Genomic DNA, 20,617 nt, shown 5'->3' on the forward strand with positions numbered 1-20,617 from the left:
CGCGGACCTCAACGGCTCCCGCAACATCGCCCACCGGGCTGATGCTGTGTGGCAGCGGGGCGCAGTCAACCGCCCCAGCACCGCCTAACACGGTGTAGGACGCAGGACTGACGCGGCAGCCAGCCACGGACAGGACTTGCAATCAAAGCCCCAGGATCGAGTGACAAGCTCGGTCCATCAGGGCCGAGAACTTGACATCTGTCTGTCACGTCCGCACGCGCCTCACTAGCATGACGCGCATGCACGACGATCTGATCATCCGCCCGGCCGGGCCCGAGGATGAGCGCGAACTCGCCGTCCTCAACCACGCCGCCTGGTCCGTCCTGTCCGACGTTTCCCCCGAACCGTCCGTCGAGGGCCCGGTCTTCGACGAGCGGCGCACCTCCGAGCAGTTCCTGCTGGCGGTCCTGGACGGCCGACTCGTCGGCTACGTCCGGCAGGTCCCGGCCACCGCGCTCGCCGTCAACGCGCACGTCCGTCAGATCCAGGGCCTGGCCGTCGACGGCACGGTCCGCGGCCGGGGCGTCGGCCGCCGCCTGGTCGAGGCGGCCTGCGACGAGGCCCGGGCCCGGGGCGCCCGGAAGGTGTCGCTGCGGGTGCTCGGCTGGAACACCCCTGCCCGCCGCCTCTACGAGAGCTGCGGCTTCGTCGTCGAGGGCTTGCTGGCCGAGGAGTTCCTGATCGACGGGTCCTACGTGGACGACGTCTGGATGGCCCGCAGGCTGGTCGACCGGGCCGATGGCTGACGGGGGACCGTCAAAAAACTGACGGGGCGTCAATTCTTCGGTGACGCGCCGCCGCAGAGCTCCGCAGCGGGGCCGAGGAAGCGGCGGGCGGGTCGTGCGTAGGCGGTGCACGGGCCGTGCGGATGCGGTGCAGAGTCGTGACACACCCGACCTGTCTGGACCGGCGCCACGCCGGGTACCGTACGGCCGTGAGCAACTCGACGCCTCCCGGGTGGTACCCGGTTCCGGGTGCGGACGGCACCCCCGGTCACGAGCGCTGGTGGGACGGCAACGCCTGGACCAACGACGTCCGACCGCTCCAGGGCGGCGTCGCGGGCGGGCTCGCCGACGCCCCGACCCAGGGCTGGCAGCCCTCCGACCAGCAGCCCGGCTACGGGTACCCGGGCGGTGCCGCCCAGCCCCCGGCCTACGGCTACCCGGGCCAGGACGGCTCCCCGGCGGCCGGCTACGGCTACCAGGGCCAGGCCCCCTATCCGGCTCCCGCCCAGGGCGCGGCCTACGGCTACCCCGGGCAGGGCTACCCGGGCCAGGGCCAGGGCCAAGCGCCGGGCTACCCGCCGCCCGCCGCCCGGAACAGGCCCGGCGTGATCATCGGCATCTCGGTCGGCGTGCTGGCCGTGGCCGGGATCATCGTCGGGATCCTGGTCAGCGACGGCGGCACCCCGAAGGCGGACCCGACCCCGAACCCCACGGTCACCGTCACCCGCAGCGACACCCCCTCGCCGAGCCCCACCCCGACCCGGCCCACCACCAGCCCCTCGGTGCCGGTGCCCAAGCCCGCGCCGGCCCTCAAGAGCACCGTCCCCGACCCGCAGCACGCGATCACCGTCCCGGTCTACGACGGCTGGGACGCGGCGACCGACTCCGCGCACTCGACGGTCTACCTCGGCAGCGGCCGCTACACCTGCCCGGACGGCAACTCCTGCATCCGCGGCCAGTTCTCGGTCGAGAAGGACACCGTCCAGGGCACCACCCCCAAGGCCGCCGCCGACACCGCGATGCCCACCTACGCGGGCCAGATCTTCACCGGCATCACCTCGCACACCGACTCCGGGTCCGGCTACGTCAGCGTGGCGGGCGTGCTCGGCTACGCCACGCGCTGGCACATCCGCACCTCGGACGGCACCCAGGGCTACGTCCTGCTGGCCGCCGTCCCGGCCAAGGGCGGCGGCTACGTGGTCTTCGAGGGCGGCGTGGACGACGACCCGGCCGCACCGGACGCCTCGGTGCTCGACCAGATCCTCAAGGGCGTCAAGCAGGACAGCTCCTCCGGCAGCTCCACCTGACGCGCCGAGCCGGAACCACGCAGAGCCGGAACCGGCCCCGCCCAAAACCGGAGCCGCCCGGAACCGGCCCCGCCCGAAACCGAAGCCGTCCGGAACCGGAGCCGCCTGAAACCGGAACCGGCCCCGCCCGAGGGCGGGACCGGCTCCGTACTCGGGCGGGGACTGCTCAGTCCCCGTAGCGCTCCCACAACTTGGGGAAGCGCTTCGCCATGACGTCCGGGTCGTCGAAGTCCAGCGCCGCCCCCTCCGGCCGTCCGCCCTGCTGCCCGCCGACCTCGGGCAGCGGCAGCCCGGTCAGCTGCTCGTACGCCTCGTCGGCGGCGAAGCCGAGGTCCTCGGCCTCGCCGTCCTCCTCCTCGTCGAACTCGGGCAGCAGGTCCGTCAGGTCGTCGGGTTCGGCCAGCCCGCCCTCGAAGACCTCCCGGCCCTGCGCGATCAGCCAGCAGCGGAAGTAGTCGAAGGTGTCCTCGGAGGCGCCGTCCAGCAGCAGGTAGGCCGCGCCCCACAGGTCGTAGCGGTAGGCCCGTTGGAACCGGGCCTCGAAGAGCCGGGCGAAGTCGATCACATCGTCCGGGGTCAGTCTGACGAGCCGCTCCACCAGCCGGTCTGCCTGCTCGTCGGGATCGCCGTCGGCGGCGTCCCGGGTGTCGTCGATGATCTGCCAGAAGTCCGTCTCGTCCATCACGGCTCAAGCATCCCCGTTCGGCCGCGTCCGCGCATGCCACGACCCGGTGCGGCGTGCCCGCCGCGACCCGCAGAGGCCCGGGACCGGAAACGGCGCAACCCCGCGCCGTCCGGGGACGACGCGGGGTTGCGCGGGGACCGTGGAGGGTCAGAGGCCGAGCTCGACCTCGAACTCGCCGGCCTCCAGGATCTCCTTGACCGCGACCAGGTAGCGGGCGGCGTCGGCGCCGTCCACCAGGCGGTGGTCGTAGGAGAGCGAGAGGTAGGTCATGTCACGGATGCCGATGGCGGTGCCGCCGTCGGCCTCGATGACGACCGGGCGCTTGACGGTGGCGCCGATGCCCAGGATGGCGGCCTGGTTCGGCGGCACGATCACGGTGTCGAACAGCGCACCGCGCGAGCCGGTGTTGCTGATGGTGAAGGTGGCGCCGGACAGCTCGTCCGGGGTGATCTTGCTGTCGCGGACCTTGGCGGCCAGCTCGGCGGTCTTCTTCGAGATGCCCGCGATGTTGAGGTCGCCCGCACCCTTGATGACCGGGGTCATCAGACCCTTCTCGGAGTCCACCGCGATACCGATGTTCTCGGTGTCGAAGTAGGTGATGGTGCCCTCGGCCTCGTTGATCCGGGCGTTGACGACCGCGTGGGCCTTCAGCGCCTGGGCGGCGGCCTTGACGAAGAACGGCATCGGGGACAGCTTCACGCCCTCGCGGGCGAGGAAGGAGTCCTTGGCCTTGCCGCGCAGCGACATGATCCGGGTGACGTCCACCTCGACCACGCTGGTCAGCTGGGCCTGCTCGTGCAGGGCCTTCATCATGTTGTCGCCGATGACCTTGCGCATGCGGGTCATCTTGACCGTCTGGCCGCGCAGGGCGGACGGCGCGGCGGCGGCCTTCGGCGCAGCGGCCGGAGCGGCGGCGGCGACCGGGGCCGGAGCGGCCTTGGCGGCCTCCGCGGCGGCGATGACGTCCTGCTTGCGGATGCGGCCGCCGACGCCGGTACCGGCGACGGAGGTCAGCGCGACACCGTGCTCGGCGGCGAGCTTGCGCACCAGCGGGGTGACGTAGGCGTCACCGCTGTCGGCGACCGGAGCGGCCGGCGCAGCAACCGGAGCGGGAGCGGCGACCGGAGCCGGAGCGGCAACGGGAGCCGGAGCGGCAACCGGAGCCGGAGCAGCCGCGACGGGGGCCGGAGCGGCAACCGGAGCCGGGGCGGCAACGGGAGCCGGAGCAGCGACCGGAGCCGGAGCGGCCACCGGAGCCGGAGCGGCAACCGGAGCCGGAGCAGCGGCAACGGCACCCGCGGCGCCGATCAGCGCGAGCTGGGCGCCGACCTCGGCGGTCTCGTCCTCGCCGACCAGGATCTTCACCACGACGCCGGCGACCGGCGACGGGATCTCGGTGTCGACCTTGTCGGTGGAGACCTCGAGCAGCGGCTCGTCGACCTCGATGGTGTCGCCCTCGGCCTTCAGCCAGCGGGTGACGGTGCCCTCGGTGACGGACTCGCCCAGGGCGGGCAGCAGCACCGGGGTGGCGTCGCCGGCCGGGGCGGCCGGAGCCGCAACCGGGGCGGGAGCGGCAACGGGGGCCGGGGCGGCGACCGGAGCCGGGGCGGCAACCGGGGCCGGTGCGGCGACCGATGCGGCCTCGACGACCGGAGCGGCGGCCGGGGCCGGGGCACCGGAGCCGTCGTCGATGATCGCCAGCTCGGCGCCGACCTCGACGGTCTCGTCCTCGGCGACCTTGATCGAGGAGAGGATGCCGGAGACCGGGGCCGGGATCTCGGTGTCGACCTTGTCGGTCGAGACCTCGAGCAGCGGCTCGTCGACCTCGACACGCTCACCCTCGGCCTTCAGCCAACGGGTGACGGTGCCCTCGGAAACGCTCTCGCCCAGCGCGGGCAGTGTTACTGAGACCGCCATGGTTTCAGCGACTCCTATCAAGTCTTGCGTACGGAGTACTTGCGTACGGGAAGTACCGGAAACGGGGGGTGGTGGCGCGATCAGTCGTGCGCGTGCAGCGGCTTGCCGGCCAGCGCCAGGTGCGCCTCGCCCAGGGCCTCGGACTGGGTCGGGTGCGCGTGGATGAGCTGCGCGACCTCGGCCGGCAGGGCCTCCCAGTTGTAGATCAGCTGGGCTTCGCCGACCTGCTCGCCCATGCGGGCGCCGACCATGTGGACGCCGACCACGGCGCCGTCCTTGACCTGGACGAGCTTGATCTCGCCGGCGGTCTTCAGGATCTTGCTCTTGCCGTTGCCGGCCAGGTTGTACTTGAGGGTGACGACCTTGTCCTTGCCGTACAGCTCGACGGCCTTGGCCTCGGAGATGCCGACGGAGGCCACCTCGGGGTTGGAGTAGGTCACGCGCGGGACGCCGTCGTAGTCGATCGGCACCGGCTTGAGGCCGGCCAGGCGCTCGGCGACCAGGATGCCCTCGGCGAAGCCGACGTGGGCCAGCTGGAGGGTCGGGGCGAGGTCGCCGACGGCGGAGATGGTGGGCACGTTGGTGCGCATGTACTCGTCGACCAGGACGTAGCCGCGGTCCATCGCGACGCCGTTCTCCTCGTAGCCGAGGCCGGCCGAGACCGGGCCGCGGCCGATGGCGACGAGCAGCAGGTCGGCGTCGATCTGCTTGCCGTTCTCGGTGGAGACGCGGACACCGGACTCGGTGTACTCGACGCCGGAGAAGCGGGCCTTCAGCTCGAACTTGATGCCGCGCTTGCGGAACGCGCGCTCCAGCAGCTTGGACGAGTTCTCGTCCTCCAGCGGGACGAGGTGCGGCAGCGCCTCGACGATGGTGACCTCGACGCCGAAGGACTTCCAGACCGAGGCGAACTCGACGCCGATGACGCCGCCGCCGAGGATGACGACCGACTTCGGGATCCGGTCGAGCTTCAGGGCGTGGTCCGAAGAGATCACGCGGTTGCCGTCGATCTCCAGGCCCGGGATCGAGCGCGGCACGGAACCGGTGGCCAGGATGATGTGGCGGCCTTCGATGCGCTGGCCGTTGACATCCACCGAGGTCTGCGAGGAGAGCTTGCCCGCGCCCTGGATGAAGGTCACCTTGCGGGAGGCGACCAGGCCCTGCAGGCCCTTGTACAGGCCGGCGATGACGTCGTCCTTGTACTTGTGGACGCCGTTGATGTCGATGCCCTGGAAGGTGGCCAGGACGCCGAACTCGGCGGCCTCCTTCGTCTCGTCCGCGATCTCCGCGGCGTGCAGCAGCGCCTTGGTCGGGATGCAGCCGCGGTGCAGGCAGGTGCCGCCGAGCTCACCCTTCTCGATCAGGACGACGCTCAGGCCCAGCTGAGCGGCGCGGAGCGCCGCGGCGTAACCGCCGCTTCCGCCTCCGAGAATGACTACGTCGAAAACGGTGCTGGCGTCGTTCGCCACGTCACGTCCTCCATGCAATGGGGTGGGTCGCCGGGCCGGTCGCGGTCCGGTGGGTCGGAAGCCTTTGTGAGGCGCCCAGTCGTGCCGGAAATACATCTTCGCACTTGTTCGCGGTGGCTGATGTCCGGGTCCACCCCAGGGGTGTCCCACGGAGCGGTCACCGGGGCGGGAATACCCCCGACAGATGGGCATCATCGCAGCTCAGCGCGGTGTTGACAGCCGCCGGACGGGCGTCTTCCGCCCGGCCCGGCGCCGTCTCTTCCGCACTGTGGAACAAAGTTTCGCCCGCAGCGAACAGAGGTGCGCCACGGTGCGGCGCTCTACTCGCGGGTAACCGGGTGGAACGCCGACGGGGCCCGGCGCGAGCGCGCCGGGCCCCGTCGCGGCGGGTGCCTGGTCAGGCCTTGCCGTTCGCCGTCTTCTCGGCGAAGCGGACCAGGGTGCGCACCGCGCTCGCGGTGCCGCCCTTCGGGGTGTAGCCGAACGGGGCGCTCTCGTGGAACGCCGGGCCGGCGATGTCCAGGTGCGCCCAGTCGATGCCCTCGGCCACGAACTCCTTCAGGAACAGACCGGCCACCAGGCCGCCGCCCATCCGCTCGCCCATGTTGGCCAGGTCGGCGATGGTCGACTCGGTCATGCCCTTGCGCAGGTCGGCCGGCAGCGGCATCGGCCAGGACTGCTCGCCCACCTCGGTGGCCAGGGCGTGCAGGCCGTCGCGCAGCTCGTCGCTGTTCGACATCACACCGAAGGTGCGGTTGCCCAGGGCCAGCACCATGGCGCCGGTCAGGGTGGCCACGTCGATGATGACGTCCGGGTTCTCCTCGCCGGCCCGCACGATCGCGTCGGCCAGCACCAGGCGGCCCTCGGCGTCGGTGTTCAGCACCTCGACGGTCTTGCCGCCGTACATCCGCAGCACGTCGCCCGGGCGGGTGGCGGAGCCGGACGGCATGTTCTCGGCCAGCGCCAGCCAGCCGGTCACGTTGACGGCCAGGCCCAGCCGCTTGGCGGCCACCACGGCGGCGAACACGGCGGCGGCGCCGGCCATGTCGCACTTCATGGTCTCGTTGTGGCCGGCCGGCTTCAGCGAGATGCCGCCCGAGTCGTAGGTGATGCCCTTGCCGACGAACGCCAGGGTGGCCTTGGCCTTCGGGTGGGTGTAGGCCACCTTCACCAGACGGGGCGGGTTCGTCGAGCCGATGCCGACGCCGATCAGGCCGCCGAAGCCGCCCTTGGTGAGCGCCTTCTCGTCCAGCACCTCGACCTTGAGGCCGTGCTCCTTGCCGGCCGCCTGGACGATCGTGGCGAAGCTCTTCGGGTTCAGGTCGTTCGGCGCCGCGTTGATCAGGTCACGGGCGCGGTTCATCTCCTCGCCGATGGCGGCGGCGCGCTCCACGGCGGCCTTGGCGTCCTTGCTGCCCTTGCGGGCGGCCAGCACGACCAGCTCGCCCACCGGCTCCTTGCCGTTGCCGTTGGCCTTGTAGGTGCCGAAGGCGTACGAGCCGAGCAGCGCGCCCAGCGCGGCCGCCTCGATCTCCTCGGCGGACTCGGCCGGCAGGGCCAGCGCGACCTTCTTGGCACCGGCCAGGGTGCGGGCGGCGACACCGGCGGCGCGGCGCAGCGCCTCCAGGCCGTAGCCCTCCTCGGCGGCCTCGCCGAGACCGACCGCGAGCACGAGCGCGGCCTTGAGACCGGCGGGGGAGGGGACCTTCACGGCCTCGCCCTCGGCGCCGGTCGCGCCCAGGGTGCCGAGGACCTCGGCCAGCTTGCCCTCGAACGCCTCGTTGACGGCCTCGGCGCCGGGCGCCAGCACAATGCCCTTCGGGCCCTTCGCGACACCGACCACCAGGGCGTCCGCGCGCAGCGAGGCGGCGGAGGAGGTGCTCACAGACAATGCAGTCACGTAATGCGTCCTGTTCTTTCGCGGTCCACGGCCGGTCACGGCGAGGCTGCCGCGCCGGCGCAGCCCGCCGTCACAGGCCGTCCGCCGGCGGGCCTCCGGGTCCGGGCCCCCTGGCTGCGCGCAGCCGCCGGAGCGGCCGCGCGCACCAGAGGTCCCGGCTCCTGGGTGCGCGCCGGGCGGGCAGGACCTGCCACGGTGCAGGGCTGCGGTGCTCCACGCATGGTAGTCCGCATGGTGGGATCACGCGCCGCCCGGTGTCAGGGGAGCAACGCCAGGGCGAACAGGGTGCCTGTCGCGGCGGTTTCGGCCATCGCCCCGAGCACGTCCCCGGTGATCCCGCCGAAGCGTCGCACGCACCGGCCGAGCAGCAGCCGGGCGCAGCCCGTCCCGAGGACAAGGGCGAGCGGGAGGCGGAGAACTGACCATCCGTCGGACAGGCCGAGCGCGGCCAGGGCGAGTGCCGCGCCGGCCGTCCCGGCGACCGCTCCGGCGGGGGACACCGTGCTCGCCACCATCGCGCCCAGGCCGCCGGGCCGGGCGGCCGGCACCGACCGCAGGCAGCCCCAGGCGAGCGCGCACCGGGCGGCCGTCGCCGAGGCGAGCGCCGCGAGCGCGCCGCGCAGCGGCGAGTGCCCGAACTGCCCGGCCAGCGCGGCGACCTGTGCGAGCAGCACGAGGACCAGGGTCAGCACGCCGAACGGGCCGATGTCGGACTGCTTCATGATGCGCAGCGCGTCCTCGGCCGGCTTCCCGCTGCCGAGTCCGTCGGCGACGTCCGCGAGGCCGTCCAGGTGCAGCCCCCGGGTCAGCGCGGCGAGCACCGCGACCGCCGTGACCGCCCCGAGCGGTCCGCCGGCCCGCCAGGCCACCAGGGCCCCCGCCACGGCGGCCGCCGTCCCGAGCACCAGGCCGACCAGGGGGGCCGTCAGCATCGCCCGCGCCCCGGCCGCCCGGTCCCACCGCTCCACCCGCACCCGCAGCACGGAGAGGGTCCCGAACCCGAACCGCAGTCCGTCCCCCCAGCCGGCCCGGTCACCGGGGTCCGTCATCGCCTTCACTCCTCAACCGCTCCGCACCGCACGAACGCACCGCACGAAGGCACCGCTCCGGACGGACGGGAACCCCGCGCCCCACCCGGGGCGCGGGGTTCCCGTCCACGCGGAGGCCCGCCGGCTACAGCCTGCGCAGCAGGTCCGCCGCCGACGGCAGCTTGGGCTGCTCCTTCGGCGCCGCCGGCACGTACGGCCTGGGCGCCTCGTCCGCGAGCGCGTCCCCCGCCGCCTGGAGCAGCGGCAGTGCCAGCAGCGCGCCGACGCCCTCGCCCATGGTGATCCCCTGGTCCTGCAACGGCGTCAGGGTCAGCCGGTCGTAGGCCTTCGCCTGCGCGGGCTCGCCGCTGGACTGCCCGGCCCGCCACCACTCCGGTGCCCGGAAGGCGATCCGCTGGGCGACCAGCGCGCAGGCCGCGGAGACCACACCGTCCAGCACGACCGGCAGTCGTCGCACGGCCGCCTGGAGCAGGAAGCCGGTGATCGCCGCGAAGTCGGCCCCGCCGGTGGCGCCGAGCAGCGCCAGCTGGTCGCCGAGCACCGGGCGGGCCCGTCGCAGCGAGTCCCGGACGGTGGCGCACTTGACCATCCACACCCGGTCGTCGATCCCGGACCCGCGCCCGGTGACCGCCGCCGCGTCCGTCCCGCACAGCGCGCCGACCAGGACGCCCGCCACCGTGGTGGAGGCGACCCCGAGGTCGCCGAGCAGCACCAGGTCGGTGCCGGCGTCGGCCTCCTCGTCGGCGACGGCCATGCCGGCCCGGAACGCCCGGACGGTCTCCTCCGGGGTGAGCGCGTCCTCGACGTCGATCCGTCCGGAGCCGCGCCGGATCCGGTGGGTGACCACCTCGTCCGGGAAGTCGGCCGGGTCGGCGTCGACCGCGACGTCGACGATCCGGACCTCGGCGCCGTAGCGCGCGGCCAGCTTGGCGACCGGCGCGGTGCCGTCGAGGACGGCCCGCACCCGGGCCGCGGTGCCGCCCCTGGCGGGCATCCGGGAGACGCCGAGCGCCGCGACGCCGTGGTCGGCGGCGAACAGCAGCACCTTGGGCGCCGAGACCGGCCGCACCGGGGAGCGCCCCTGTACGGAGGCCAGCCAGCTGCCCAGTTCCTCCAGCCGGCCGAGCCCGCCGCGCGGTCGGTCGGGCGACTGCCAGCGCTCCTCGGCGGCCCGCCGGGCGCTCTCGTCGGGGCGCTCGACGAGCGAGGAGAACGTATCGAGATCCACGGTCGTGTCCATCGTCCGGAAGGCTACACGCCGAAGGTGTTCAGCCTGCGGCTGGCTTGACGGTCAGCACCTGTCCGGCCACGACCAGCAGGACGCGCTCCGAGGCGTCCGCCACCGCCATGTTGAGCCGGCCCAGGGTGTCGCGGAAGCGCCGCCCGGCGGCGGTGGCCGGGACGACGCCCATGCCGACCTCGTTGCTGACCGCGACGACCGTCCGCCCGGTGGCCGCCCAGGCCGAGGCCAGCGCCTCGCAGCGCCGCCGCACGGCGGCCTCGCCCCGGTCCGTCCAGGCCTCGTCGTCCCAGGCGTCGCACTCGTCCATCACGGTGGTCAGCCACAGTCCCAGGCAGTCGACCAGCACCGGCGCCGGGTCGGCGGTGTCGGCCAGCACGGCCTCCAGGTCGCAGGTCTCGGCGGTGCGCCAGCCGGCCGGCCGGCGCTCCCGGTGCAGCTCGACCCGCCGGGCCCACTCGGCGTCGCCGTCCCGGCCGCCGCCGGTGGCCACGTACAGGACGTCCGGGCGGTCGGCGAGCAGCTGCTCGGCGCGGGTGGACTTGCCGGAGCGGGCGCCGCCGAGCAGCAGCGTGCGGGGGAGCGCGGGGTGGGTCGCCATGCGGTCCATCCTGCCCGACCAGGCATACGGAAGATCGGGCCGGGCAGGCTATGGTGCGCAGCAACACAGGCAGCGTCGTCGGTGGGAGGAGCCGGGCATGGCGTGGACGTGGCGGTACGAGAAGGCGGACGGCAGCGCGGTGACGCCCGGCGGGAGCCAGGAGGAGTTCGCCGGCCAGGGTGACGCCGAGACGTGGATCGGGGAGAGCTGGAAGCAGCTCGCGGAGGACGGCGTCGACACGGCGGTGCTCCTGGAGGACGACCGGGTCGTCTACGCGATGAGCCTGCACGAGGAGTAGCGTCCCTCGGCGCGGTCCCCGCCCGGGGAGGCGCTACTTCGACCCGATGACGTGCAGCAGCGCGGCGACCTGCCGGTACGGGTCGGTGCGGCCGGCCCGGTCCTCGGCTTCGAGCAGCTGGGCCAGCTGCCGCCCGTCCACCGGCGGGGCCGCGTCGTCGGGGGCGTTGTCGGTGAAGACCCGCACGCCGTACCAGTGCCGGACGGGCACGGACACCTCGGAGAGGGTGACGGAGAGGTCGGCGAGCCGGTCGGCGCGGGCGGCCAGCCCGAGCCGGTTGTAGTACCGGTCGCTCTCGAAGGCGTGCAGCGCGGCCCGCCAGTCCCCTGCGGCGGCGGGCCGCAGGGCCAGGGCGTCGCGGTTGCGGACCAGCAGTGAGAGCAGCCCGCCGGGCGCCAGCAGCCGGGCCAGCGAGGCGATCATCGGGTCCGGGTCGGGCAGGTACATCAGGACGCCGTGGCAGAGCACCACGTCGAAGCTGCGCGGGCCGAACCAGCGGCCGCACTGGTGGCCGTCGCCGCTGAGCAGCTGCATCCGGCCGCGGACCTCCGGCGGCTCCTCGGCGAGCGCCCCCTGGGCGACGCCGAGCGCGACCGGGTCCGAGTCGATCCCGGTGACGTAGTGGCCGGCCCGGGCCAGTCGCAGGGCCTGGGTGCCCTGGCCGCAGCCGATGTCCAGGACCCGCTGCCCGCTGCGGCCGGCCAGCTGTTCGGCGAGCTGGCGGGAGACGAGCTCCTGGCGGACGAAGTTGCGCAGTCCGCCGAGCCGGTCCAGCCAGGCGGCGGTGCCGCCGGCGAAGGACCCGCTGCGCGAGGGCAGCCGGCGCTCCTGGACCAGCCGGTCGTGGCCGCCGGAGCCCTGCCCCGGCAGCGCGTACAGGCCGGGCCCCTCCCAGGAGGGCGGGGCCCAGCCGGAGTCGACCGGTTCGGCGGTCAGGGCTTCTCTCCGCGCCGCACCTGCGGCTTGGGCAGGCGCAGCCGGCGCATCTGCAGGGTGCGCATGATGCCGTAGGCGATCGCGCCGCGGGTGTTCTCGTTCGGGAACCGCGCGGCGAGCTGCTTGCGCAGACCGAGGCCGAGCCGGACGAAGTCCAGGATCACGAAGACGAAGAACAGCAGGAACAGCAGCGTGGAGAGCACCTGGAGCTGCGTGACCTTGATGATGCTGAGCACCAGGATGACCACGGCGGCGGGGAGGAAGAACTCGGCGAGCGACCAGCGGGCGTCCACGTAGTCGCGGGCGAACTTGCGGACCGGGCCCTTGTCCCGGGCCGGCAGGTGCCGCTCGTCGCCGTCCATCAGCGCCTGGCGCTGCTTCTCGCGCTCCCCCCGCATCCGGTCGCGCGCCTGGCGGGCGGCCTCCTTGCGGTCCTTGGGCACGGTCACCCGGGTGCGCCGGTTGGCCTCGGCCTCGTTGCGCTTGGGGGTGGGGCGGCCCTTCTTGGCCTCCGGGTGGCGGCCTTGGGGCGTCTCGTCCTGCTTCTCCAGCACGGAGGAGGAGGCGGCGGCATCATCTGAACGGCGTCGGAACACACCCCCAGCGTACGGGGTGCGGAGCCGCTTCATCGGGTGCCCTCGGACCCAAACGCGTATCGATACCGCGAGGACCGGTCCGAACCGGGGTTCCCGGGGACTTCCCGTAGGGGATCAGTCGGATGGACGATAGGGGGGATGAGGGGCGGATCCACCCGGGGGAGGAGGAAACGCCACTGGTCGCTGTAGCAGTCTTGTTGCAGGCAGGTGCACTGCGGCGAAGGGCTCGCTGCACATACACTCGTCGTGTCTGGTAACGAGATAGAGACCGCAGCCCGGAGAAGGGGGCACCCGAGGCCCATGAGCGACGGAATCATGAAGCGTATGGGGCTGATCTTCCGCTCCAAGGCGAACAAGGCCTTGGACCGGGCGGAGGATCCCCGTGAAACGCTCGACTACTCCTACCAGAAGCAGCTCGAACTGCTGCAGAAGGTACGGCGTGGCGTGGCGGATGTCGCGACCTCGCGCAAGCGCCTCGAACTCCAGCTGACCCAGCTCCAGCAGCAGTCGGCCAAGTACGAGGACCAAGGCCGCAAGGCGCTTTCGCTGGGACGCGAGGACCTCGCGCGCGAGGCGCTGACCCGCAAGGCCAACATGCAGTCCCAGATCACCGATCTGGAGACGCAGTACCAGCAGCTGCAGGCCGAGGAGGAGAAGCTCACCCTCGCCTCCCAGCGGCTCCAGGCCAAGGTGGACGCCTTCCGCACCAAGAAGGAGACCATCAAGGCGACCTACACCGCCGCGCAGGCGCAGACCCGCATCGCCGAGTCGTTCTCCGGGATCTCGGAGGAGATGGGCGACGTCGGCCTGGCGATCCAGCGGGCCGAGGACAAGACGGCGCAGATGCAGGCCCGGGCCGGCGCGATCGACGAGCTGCTCGCTTCGGGCGCGCTCGACGACGCCAGCGGTCTCGGCCGCAAGGACGACATCGAGGCCGAGCTGGAGCGGGTGGCCGGCGGGTCCGACGTCGAGCTGGAGCTGGCCCGGATGAAGGCCGAGCTGACCGGCGGTCCCGCGGCGGGCCCGGCCGCGATCGAGCAGGGCAAGCCCGAGGCCCAGCCGCAGTCGCACCCGCAGGACACCCCGCGCATCAACTACAACAAGTAATCAGAGCTCGGCCCCACGAACCAGGGAGACGCACGGCATGATCATGAGGGTCATGGGTGAAGGGCAGTTCGAGGTCGGCGACGACCACCTGAACCTGCTCAACGAGCTCGACGACGAGCTCGTCACCGCGGTGGAGTCGGGGGACGACGAGCTCTTCCGCCGGGCATACGGCAAGCTGCTGGACGCGGTGAAGCAGTACGGCACCCCGGTGCCGCTGGATTCGCTGGAGCCCTCCGAGCTGATCCTGCCGAGTGCCGACGCGACGATCGACGAGGTCCGCGAACTGCTGCTGGCCGACGGTGAAGGCGTGATCCCGGGCTTCCCCGAGTAGCGCTGCGGCTGATGCCAGACGAAAGGGCGGGCCCCCTCCACGCGGAGGGGGCCCGCCCTTCGTGCCGTTGCGGCGCGGGGCCGGCTACGGCAGGGCCAGCATCCGGTCCAGCGCCGCCTTGGCGTACTTCTCGGTCTCCGGGTCGACCCGGATCACGTTCGGCACCCGGCCCTCGACCAGCGACTCCAGCGCCCAGACCAGGTGCGGCAGGTCGATCCGGTTCATGGTCGAGCAGAAGCAGACCGCGCGGTCCAGGAAGACGATCTCCTTGTCCGGGTGCGCCTTGGCCAGGCGGCGGACGAGGTTCAGCTCGGTGCCGATGGCCCACTTGGAGCCGGGCTCGGCGGCGTCCAGCGCCTTGATGATGTACTCGGTCGAGCCCACCATGTCGGCGGCCGCGACGACCTCGTGCTTGCACTCGGGGTGCACCAGGACGTTCACCCCGGGGATCCGCGCGCGGACGTCGTTCACCGAGTCCAGGCTGAACCGGCCGTGCACCGAGCAGTGGCCGCGCCAGAGGATGATCCTGGCGTCCCGCAGCTGTTCGGCGGTCAGGCCGCCGTTGGGCCGGTGCGGGTTGTAGACGACGCAGTCGTCCAGCGAGAAGCCCATCTCGCGCACGGCGGTGTTGCGGCCGAGGTGCTGGTCGGGCAGGAAGAGCACCTTCTCGCCCTGCTCGTACGCCCACTCCAGCGCGCGCTTGGCGTTGGAGGAGGTGCAGATGGTGCCGCCGTGCCGGCCGGTGAAGGCCTTGATGTCGGCGGAGGAGTTCATGTACGAGACCGGGACGGTGACGTCGGCTATGCCGGCGTCGGTCAGGACGTCCCAGCACTCGGCGACCTGCTCGGCGGTGGCCATGTCGGCCATCGAGCAGCCGGCCGCGAGGTCCGGCAGGACGACCTGCTGGGCGTCGCCGGTGAGGATGTCGGCGGACTCGGCCATGAAGTGCACACCGCAGAAGACGATGTACTCGGCTTCGGGCCGGGCCGCCGCGTCGCGGGCGAGCTTGAAGGAGTCGCCGGTGACGTCGGCGAACTCGATCACCTCGTCGCGCTGGTAGTGGTGGCCGAGGATGAAGACGCGGTCACCGAGTGCGGCCTTGGCCGCCCGGGCGCGCTCGACGAGGTTCGGGTCGGAGGCCGGGGGGAGGTCACCGGGGCACTCGACGCCGCGCTCGCTGTTCGGATCGGCCTCACGGCCGAGCAGCAGCAGAGCGAGCGGCGTCGGTGTGGGGTCGACGCCGTAGGTCTCGGTGATGGTGGTGGTCACGGGCGGGTGCCCTTCTGTGCGGCCGATCGAGCGGTGCAGCCTTTTCGTCTAACTGACGCTATCTATGATAACCGGTTCGCGTCAGAGTGACGATGGCCATCCTGTCGATGTGACGAGAACCGCTCTCCGAATCGGACCATCGACGGAGTCGGTTGACCGGTTCGGGGGTCCCTGTCGGAGCCGAATCGGTATTTCGAAGCCCCCGGGTATGGCTGGGCCATGAAAGCTATCGCGATCAACCGCTACGGCGGCCCCGAGGTGGTCGAGTACACCGACCTGCCCGACCCCAGGCGCTCAGCGCCGAGGGCCGCACCCGGGGAAAGATCGTCCTGTTGGTGGGCTGACGGCCGCCCGCCCGTCATCCGTCGGCGGTGAACTCGTTCGGGTCATCCGCCAGAATGGGTGGCGAACCGTTTCGGCAACGGTCGCCACCGGCCACCACCCGCCACCACGGGCCGCCACCGCCGAAACGGCCCCGCCGCACCCCCGCACGACCCGTGGAGCCCCGCACCGATGACCAGCAGCCGAGCACACGAGGTGGTCGGGCCCGACCTGGACGAGACCGACCGGCTGCTGCTGGCCCGGCTCGGCAGCGACGGCCGCGCCTCGTACGCCGAGATCGGGCTGCAGGTGAACCTCTCCGCCACCGCCGTGCGCCGCCGGATCGACCGGCTGCGGGCGCGCGGCGTGGTGCGGGGCTTCACCGTGGTCCTCGACCCCTCCGTCCTCGGCTGGCAGACCGAGGCCTTCGTCGAGGTCTACTGCCGCGAGCGCACCGCCCCCGAGGAGATCCTCGCCAGCCTGCGCCAGTTCCCCGAGGTCGTCGCGGCCTGGACCGTCACCGGCGACCCGGACGCCCTGGTGCACCTGCGGGCCGCCGACATGCGCCACCTGGAGGCCGTCATCGAGCGGATCCGGCGCGAGCCCGGAGTCCAGCGCAGCCGCTCCTCGGTGGTCCTCTCCCAGCTCATCGGCTGACCCTCGCGGCGGGTACGCAGGAATCCTGCGCGGGCCGGTCCGAAGACGCTCGAAACCTGCCTGACCAGCCGCGTTCCGACGCGCGGCGAAGCACTCCGGCTGCCTACGCTGATCACGTCCGGTCGTCGCGGTGACACCTCCCGCCGACCGGGCCGGATCCTCACCCCCGACACCCCACAGCCGAGAGGGACCCGCCGTGTCCGCAGCCCCCGACCGCATGCACCGGCCCGACAACGACCTGGTCGACCTGGTCTTCGACTACATGCGGGAGCGGCTGCAGTACGACCCCGTCCCGCTCGACCACCCCGGTGACGGCGAGCACCTGCGCACCCAGCTGGCCGGCCTGCTCAACCAGGACGGCAACAACCCGGTCGACGTGCTCAAGCTCTACGACCACGAGCTGTCCCGCGCGGTCATCTCCGCCGACAGCCCGCGCTACCTGTCCTTCATCCCGTGCGCCCCCACCAAGGCCGCGCTGCTGTTCGACATGGTGGTCTCCTGCGCCTCGCTGCAGGGCATCTCCTGGCTGGAGGCGGCCGGCGCGATCGCCGCCGAGAACCAGGTGCTGCGCCTGATCGCCGACCGCGCGGGGATGCCCCAGACGGCCGGCGGCACCTTCGTCTCCGGCGGCTCGGCGGGCAACCTCTCCGCCCTCGTGGTCGCCCGCGACACCGCCCGCCGCCGGCTGGGCGTCGGCCCGGAGGCGCGGCTGCGGATAGCCGTCGCCGACCAGGTGCACTCCTCGGTCAAGAACACCTTCAACATCATCGGCGTCGAGGCCTTCACCGTCCCGACCGTGAACCGGCAGTTCACCGGCGAGGCGCTGCGCGCCGCACTGGCCGCCGACCCCCACCCGGAGACGGTGATCGCCGTCGTCGGCACCGGCGGCACCACCAACGAGGGCATCATCGACGACCTCGCCGGCCTGTCCGAGGTCGCCCGCGAGCACGACCTGTGGTTCCACGTGGACGGCGCCTACGGCGGCGCGGGCCTCTTCGCCCCCTCGGTGCGCGAGCGCTACAACGGCATCGAGCACGCCGACTCCTTCGTGGTCGACCCGCACAAGTGGCTGTTCGCCCCCTTCGACTGCGCCGCGCTGATCTACCGCAACCCGCAGCTCGCCCGCGCCGTGCACACCCAGGACGCCTCCTACCTGGACGTCCTGCACACCGAGGGCGACGAGTGGAACCCCACCGACTACGCCTACCACCTGACCCGGCGCGCCCGCGGCCTGCCGCTCTGGTTCTCGCTCGCGGTGCACGGCGTCCAGGCCTACACCGACGCCATCGAGGCCGGCCTCACGCTCGCCCGGGACACCGCGCAGCTGATCCGCGAGACCGACCACCTGGAGCTGCTGTTCGACCCGCAGCTCTCGGCGGTCTGCTTCAAGCGCAAGGGCTGGACCAACGACGACTACTACCGCTGGTCGCAGCAGCTGCTCGCGGACCAGATCGGCTTCGTCACCCCCACCGGCTGGGACGGCGAGACGGTCGCCCGCTTCGCCTTCCTGCACCCGGGCACCACCATGGAGATGGTCCGGGAGATCCTCGACACCATGGTCTGAGCCCCCCGTCCGTACGGCCCCCACCGGTGATCCGGCGGGGGCCGTCCGCGTGCCTACAGGAACGCCCCGCTCGGCAGGTACGGCATCGGCGGCCGCATCCCGCGCAGCCCGACGAAGCCCCGGGTCTCCGGCGTCAGCCCGACCTCCAGGCCGACGTCCAGCGCCCACTCCTGCTCGGCGGTCAGGTACTCCACCCGCGCCTCCACGCCGTCCGGCACCCGGGCCAGCGCCTCGCGCAGCAGCCGGGCGGCGATCCGCTTGGTGGTGGCCGCCAGCAGCCGGACCGTCCCGCCGTCCCGGTAGCAGTAGCCGCTGCCGGCCAGCGCGTCGGCGATCAGCAGCTCCTCGAAGTGGCCCAGCATCAGCTCGTGGTCGGGCCCGTGCGCGGACCCGCGCAGCCGCCGGTCCACCGAGTCCAGCAGGTGCCGGTGGGTGGCGTTGCCGCGGTGCACCGGTATGTCGCCCGGGTCGAGCAGCCCGTCCCGGTCCACCCGCCCGGCCAGCCGCATCGCCGGGTGCAGGGTGAACCCGGCCTGCCGGTAGCGCCGCGCCGCCGCCGGGGAGCCCGAGACGCAGACCATCCCGCGCAGACAGCCCCGGGCGTGCGCCAGCGCCTGTTCGAACAGCAGCCGCCCCACCCCCCGGCCCTGCGCGGACGGCCGGACCGCGAACAGCGACGGCATCCACAGCCCCTCTCGGCGCATCGACAGCACCACCCCGACCGCCTGCCCGCCGCTCTCCGCCAGCCAGCAGCCCCCGGGATCGGTGCGCGCCAGGTGCCTGGTCCTGGCCAGCTGCAGCGGCGTCGGCCGCGGCGGTGGCCCGGGGTCGTCGGACGGTGCGGCGAACGCGGCGAAGGACAGTTCCTGGACGACCTCCGCGTCCGCTGCGGTGTCCCTGACCTGGCGAAGGATCATGCCGACCATCCTGGCGTCCGACGGGCGGCCGTGGGGCCCGTTCACCCGGATCCGTGACACGGGCGGTGCCCCGTACTCCCCGGTTGTGCGAGCATGGGGAACGCAAGGGAGACGGGTGGCACACCCGGCCCACGGAAGATCAGCCGTCGAACAGGCCGCAGAAATCCATCGCCGACCGGGAAATGAAACCGGGCGGCGGTTGGTTGGCACTGACGGCAGACCGTCGTCAAAGACCGGGAGAAAGCAGATGACCGTCCAGGACGAGACCACCGTCGAGAGTGGCATCCTCCTTACCGATGCCGCCGCGGCCAAGGTCAAGGCCCTGCTGGAGCAGGAAGGCCGCGAGGACCTGGCGCTGCGCGTCGCCGTCCAGCCCGGCGGCTGCTCCGGCCTGCGTTACCAGCTCTTCTTCGACGAGCGCTCGCTCGACGGCGACGTGCTCAAGGACTTCGACGGTGTGAAGGTCGTCACCGACCGGATGAGCGCCCCGTACCTGGGCGGCGCCACCGTCGACTTCGTCGACACCATCGAGAAGCAGGGCTTCACGATCGACAACCCGAACGCCACCGGCTCCTGCGCCTGCGGCGATTCGTTCAGCTAAGCACCGAGCACGTCGCGAAAGCTGCGAAAGGCGGCCCCGGGAGTCCCCGGGGCCGCCTTTTCGTGTCCTCGCGTCCGTCGCTCCCGTACGCCTACTGCCCGGCGACATCCGGGGTGACCGGGTCCGGCCCGGCGTGCGGGTCGGCCTCCAGCGGCAGCTCCTGGCCGCTGGTCCGGTCGACCACCGTCCGCCCGGCCAGCGGCGAGCGCAGGTCCGTCGCCACCGACTGCCGCTTGGCCAGCGCGCTGCAGGCCTGCCCGGGGCCGACGGCGGGCGCCCCCGGCACGACCGTGACGTCCACCCGGCCCGGCTGCGACTCGTCCGCCTTCAGCGCGTACTTGGTGCAGACCCCGCCGAAGAAGTAGACGGTCAGCTTGGTGGTGCCGTCCACCCGGTAGGCCACCGGCGGACGCGTCGGCGAGCCCGTGCCGTTCGGGTTCGGCTCGCCCGGCGCGATCCCGGTGACCGGGGGAGTGGCCGGCGCCGGCTGCCCCGGAGCGGGCGAGGCCGGGGTCGGGTCGAAGGCGGTCGGCGGGGCCGACTGACCGGTGCCCGAAGGGCTCCCGGTCGGAGCCGCCCCGGACGGGCTGTCCGAAGGCGTCGGGGCCTGCGGGGAAGCGGTCGCCGAGGCCGGGGCGGTGGTCGCCCCGCCGGTCGCCGCGTCCGAGGAGGACTTCCCGTCCCCGTTGCACCCGGCCACCGTCACCACGGCCGCCAGTGCCAGACCCGCCAGGGCCACCGTCCGCCGACCGCGCCGGGGCATCGTCACCGAATCCATCTGCACATCCTCCCGAGGGCTCAGCGTCGCCGCCCGCTCGGCCGCTCCGCGCGGATGTGACGTGCTCCGGACCGATCCGGTTCCGCTCGGGTCCGCCACCGGCTCAGAGGCCGTACTCGGCCATCCCGGCGACCACCCGCCGCGCCCCGGACGGGACCCGGAAGCCGGCGGACGCGGGGGCGGTGGGCTCCGGGCCGGCCGCCAGCAGCGGCCAGAACCGGCGCAGCCGCCGGGAGGAGTCCACCAGGGCGTCGAGGGTCTCGCCGTCCTCGCTCCGCAGAACGGGCAGCGGGGAGTGCTCGGTCATCATCGGGCATCGCTCCGATCCAGGGCCGCGGCGGCACTGCCG

At 72.8% G+C, this 20,617-nt stretch carries 20 protein-coding genes and 1 pseudogene; 8 read left to right on the forward strand and 13 right to left on the reverse strand.

The window, feature by feature from the left end:
• Positions 1–230: 230 nt before the first annotated feature.
• On the forward strand, positions 231–746 hold the full coding sequence (locus ACFQ6N_RS23935) for a GNAT family N-acetyltransferase (RefSeq protein ID WP_380652502.1): 516 nt from the start codon (positions 231–233) through the stop codon (positions 744–746).
• A 188-nt stretch (positions 747–934) separates the two neighbouring features.
• Positions 935–2,032, forward strand: a complete 1,098-nt coding sequence (locus tag ACFQ6N_RS23940; protein WP_380652505.1) for a DUF2510 domain-containing protein — start codon at positions 935–937, stop codon at positions 2,030–2,032.
• Between the two features lie 166 nt (positions 2,033–2,198).
• Here the strand turns inward: ACFQ6N_RS23940 and ACFQ6N_RS23945 are convergent, their stop codons facing one another.
• The 7 genes and pseudogenes from ACFQ6N_RS23945 to cobU form a co-directional block, all read right to left on the reverse strand.
• A complete protein-coding gene (locus tag ACFQ6N_RS23945; RefSeq protein ID WP_380652666.1) occupies positions 2,199–2,714 on the reverse strand; it encodes a DUF4240 domain-containing protein in 516 nt (171 codons plus the stop codon).
• A 150-nt stretch (positions 2,715–2,864) separates the two neighbouring features.
• Complete coding sequence (gene sucB / locus ACFQ6N_RS23950) at positions 2,865–4,634, reverse strand: 2-oxoglutarate dehydrogenase, E2 component, dihydrolipoamide succinyltransferase (protein ID WP_380652508.1); 1,770 nt, start codon at positions 4,632–4,634, stop codon at positions 2,865–2,867.
• A gap of 80 nt (positions 4,635–4,714) precedes the next feature.
• Positions 4,715–6,103 (reverse strand): dihydrolipoyl dehydrogenase, encoded by a 1,389-nt coding sequence (gene lpdA / locus ACFQ6N_RS23955; RefSeq protein ID WP_380652510.1) that lies wholly within the window; start codon positions 6,101–6,103, stop codon positions 4,715–4,717.
• Between the two features lie 397 nt (positions 6,104–6,500).
• Positions 6,501–8,003: a leucyl aminopeptidase gene (locus ACFQ6N_RS23960; RefSeq protein WP_380652512.1), complete on the reverse strand. Its 1,503-nt coding sequence runs from the start codon at positions 8,001–8,003 to the stop codon at positions 6,501–6,503.
• Positions 8,004–8,260: 257 nt separating this feature from the next.
• Positions 8,261–9,052 (reverse strand): adenosylcobinamide-GDP ribazoletransferase, encoded by a 792-nt coding sequence (locus tag ACFQ6N_RS23965; RefSeq protein WP_380652515.1) that lies wholly within the window; start codon positions 9,050–9,052, stop codon positions 8,261–8,263.
• 124 nt (positions 9,053–9,176) lie between these two features.
• Complete coding sequence (locus ACFQ6N_RS23970) at positions 9,177–10,292, reverse strand: nicotinate-nucleotide--dimethylbenzimidazole phosphoribosyltransferase (protein ID WP_380652517.1); 1,116 nt, start codon at positions 10,290–10,292, stop codon at positions 9,177–9,179.
• Between the two features lie 28 nt (positions 10,293–10,320).
• Positions 10,321–10,881 (reverse strand): annotated as a pseudogene (cobU, locus tag ACFQ6N_RS23975) (bifunctional adenosylcobinamide kinase/adenosylcobinamide-phosphate guanylyltransferase); the annotation flags it as partial.
• Positions 10,882–10,990: 109 nt separating this feature from the next.
• On the opposite strand from cobU, the gene ACFQ6N_RS23980 reads away from it, so the two are divergent.
• Positions 10,991–11,191, forward strand: coding sequence for a hypothetical protein (locus ACFQ6N_RS23980; RefSeq protein ID WP_360262116.1), 201 nt, complete (start codon positions 10,991–10,993; stop codon positions 11,189–11,191).
• 33 nt (positions 11,192–11,224) lie between these two features.
• On the opposite strand, the gene ACFQ6N_RS23985 is transcribed toward ACFQ6N_RS23980, so the two are convergent.
• Together ACFQ6N_RS23985 and ACFQ6N_RS23990 are read right to left on the reverse strand one after the other, a co-directional pair.
• Positions 11,225–11,965 (reverse strand): class I SAM-dependent methyltransferase, encoded by a 741-nt coding sequence (locus ACFQ6N_RS23985; RefSeq protein ID WP_380652670.1) that lies wholly within the window; start codon positions 11,963–11,965, stop codon positions 11,225–11,227.
• Positions 11,966–12,123: 158 nt separating this feature from the next.
• Positions 12,124–12,723: a DUF3043 domain-containing protein gene (locus ACFQ6N_RS23990; protein WP_380652520.1), complete on the reverse strand. Its 600-nt coding sequence runs from the start codon at positions 12,721–12,723 to the stop codon at positions 12,124–12,126.
• Between the two features lie 300 nt (positions 12,724–13,023).
• On the opposite strand from ACFQ6N_RS23990, the gene ACFQ6N_RS23995 reads away from it, so the two are divergent.
• Positions 13,024–13,830 (forward strand): PspA/IM30 family protein, encoded by an 807-nt coding sequence (locus ACFQ6N_RS23995; protein ID WP_380652523.1) that lies wholly within the window; start codon positions 13,024–13,026, stop codon positions 13,828–13,830.
• A gap of 37 nt (positions 13,831–13,867) precedes the next feature.
• Positions 13,868–14,161 carry a hypothetical protein gene (locus ACFQ6N_RS24000; RefSeq protein WP_380652526.1) on the forward strand — a complete coding sequence of 98 codons (294 nt, stop codon included), beginning with the start codon at positions 13,868–13,870 and terminating at the stop codon, positions 14,159–14,161.
• A gap of 84 nt (positions 14,162–14,245) precedes the next feature.
• Here ACFQ6N_RS24000 and nadA read toward each other — a convergent pair whose 3' ends face one another.
• Complete coding sequence (nadA, locus tag ACFQ6N_RS24005; RefSeq protein ID WP_380652528.1) at positions 14,246–15,430, reverse strand: quinolinate synthase NadA; 1,185 nt, start codon at positions 15,428–15,430, stop codon at positions 14,246–14,248.
• Positions 15,431–15,943: 513 nt separating this feature from the next.
• On the opposite strand from nadA, the gene ACFQ6N_RS24010 reads away from it, so the two are divergent.
• Positions 15,944–16,408 (forward strand): Lrp/AsnC family transcriptional regulator, encoded by a 465-nt coding sequence (locus ACFQ6N_RS24010; RefSeq protein WP_380652530.1) that lies wholly within the window; start codon positions 15,944–15,946, stop codon positions 16,406–16,408.
• 196 nt (positions 16,409–16,604) lie between these two features.
• Positions 16,605–17,972 (forward strand): pyridoxal phosphate-dependent decarboxylase family protein, encoded by a 1,368-nt coding sequence (locus tag ACFQ6N_RS24015; protein WP_380652532.1) that lies wholly within the window; start codon positions 16,605–16,607, stop codon positions 17,970–17,972.
• Positions 17,973–18,025: 53 nt separating this feature from the next.
• Here the strand turns inward: ACFQ6N_RS24015 and ACFQ6N_RS24020 are convergent, their stop codons facing one another.
• Positions 18,026–18,889: a GNAT family N-acetyltransferase gene (locus tag ACFQ6N_RS24020; protein ID WP_380652534.1), complete on the reverse strand. Its 864-nt coding sequence runs from the start codon at positions 18,887–18,889 to the stop codon at positions 18,026–18,028.
• Between the two features lie 247 nt (positions 18,890–19,136).
• Here ACFQ6N_RS24020 and erpA point away from each other — a divergent pair, with 247 nt between their 5' ends.
• Positions 19,137–19,490, forward strand: a complete 354-nt coding sequence (erpA, locus tag ACFQ6N_RS24025; protein WP_189915188.1) for an iron-sulfur cluster insertion protein ErpA — start codon at positions 19,137–19,139, stop codon at positions 19,488–19,490.
• A gap of 91 nt (positions 19,491–19,581) precedes the next feature.
• Here erpA and ACFQ6N_RS24030 read toward each other — a convergent pair whose 3' ends face one another.
• Together ACFQ6N_RS24030 and ACFQ6N_RS24035 are read right to left on the reverse strand one after the other, a co-directional pair.
• A complete protein-coding gene (locus ACFQ6N_RS24030) occupies positions 19,582–20,268 on the reverse strand; it encodes a hypothetical protein (RefSeq protein ID WP_380652536.1) in 687 nt (228 codons plus the stop codon).
• Between the two features lie 103 nt (positions 20,269–20,371).
• Positions 20,372–20,578, reverse strand: a complete 207-nt coding sequence (locus tag ACFQ6N_RS24035; protein WP_380652538.1) for a hypothetical protein — start codon at positions 20,576–20,578, stop codon at positions 20,372–20,374.
• Between the last annotated feature and the right edge of the window lie 39 nt (positions 20,579–20,617).

It is taken from the genome of Kitasatospora sp. NPDC056446 (assembly GCF_042796115.1).
GTDB lineage: Bacteria > Actinomycetota > Actinomycetes > Streptomycetales > Streptomycetaceae > Kitasatospora.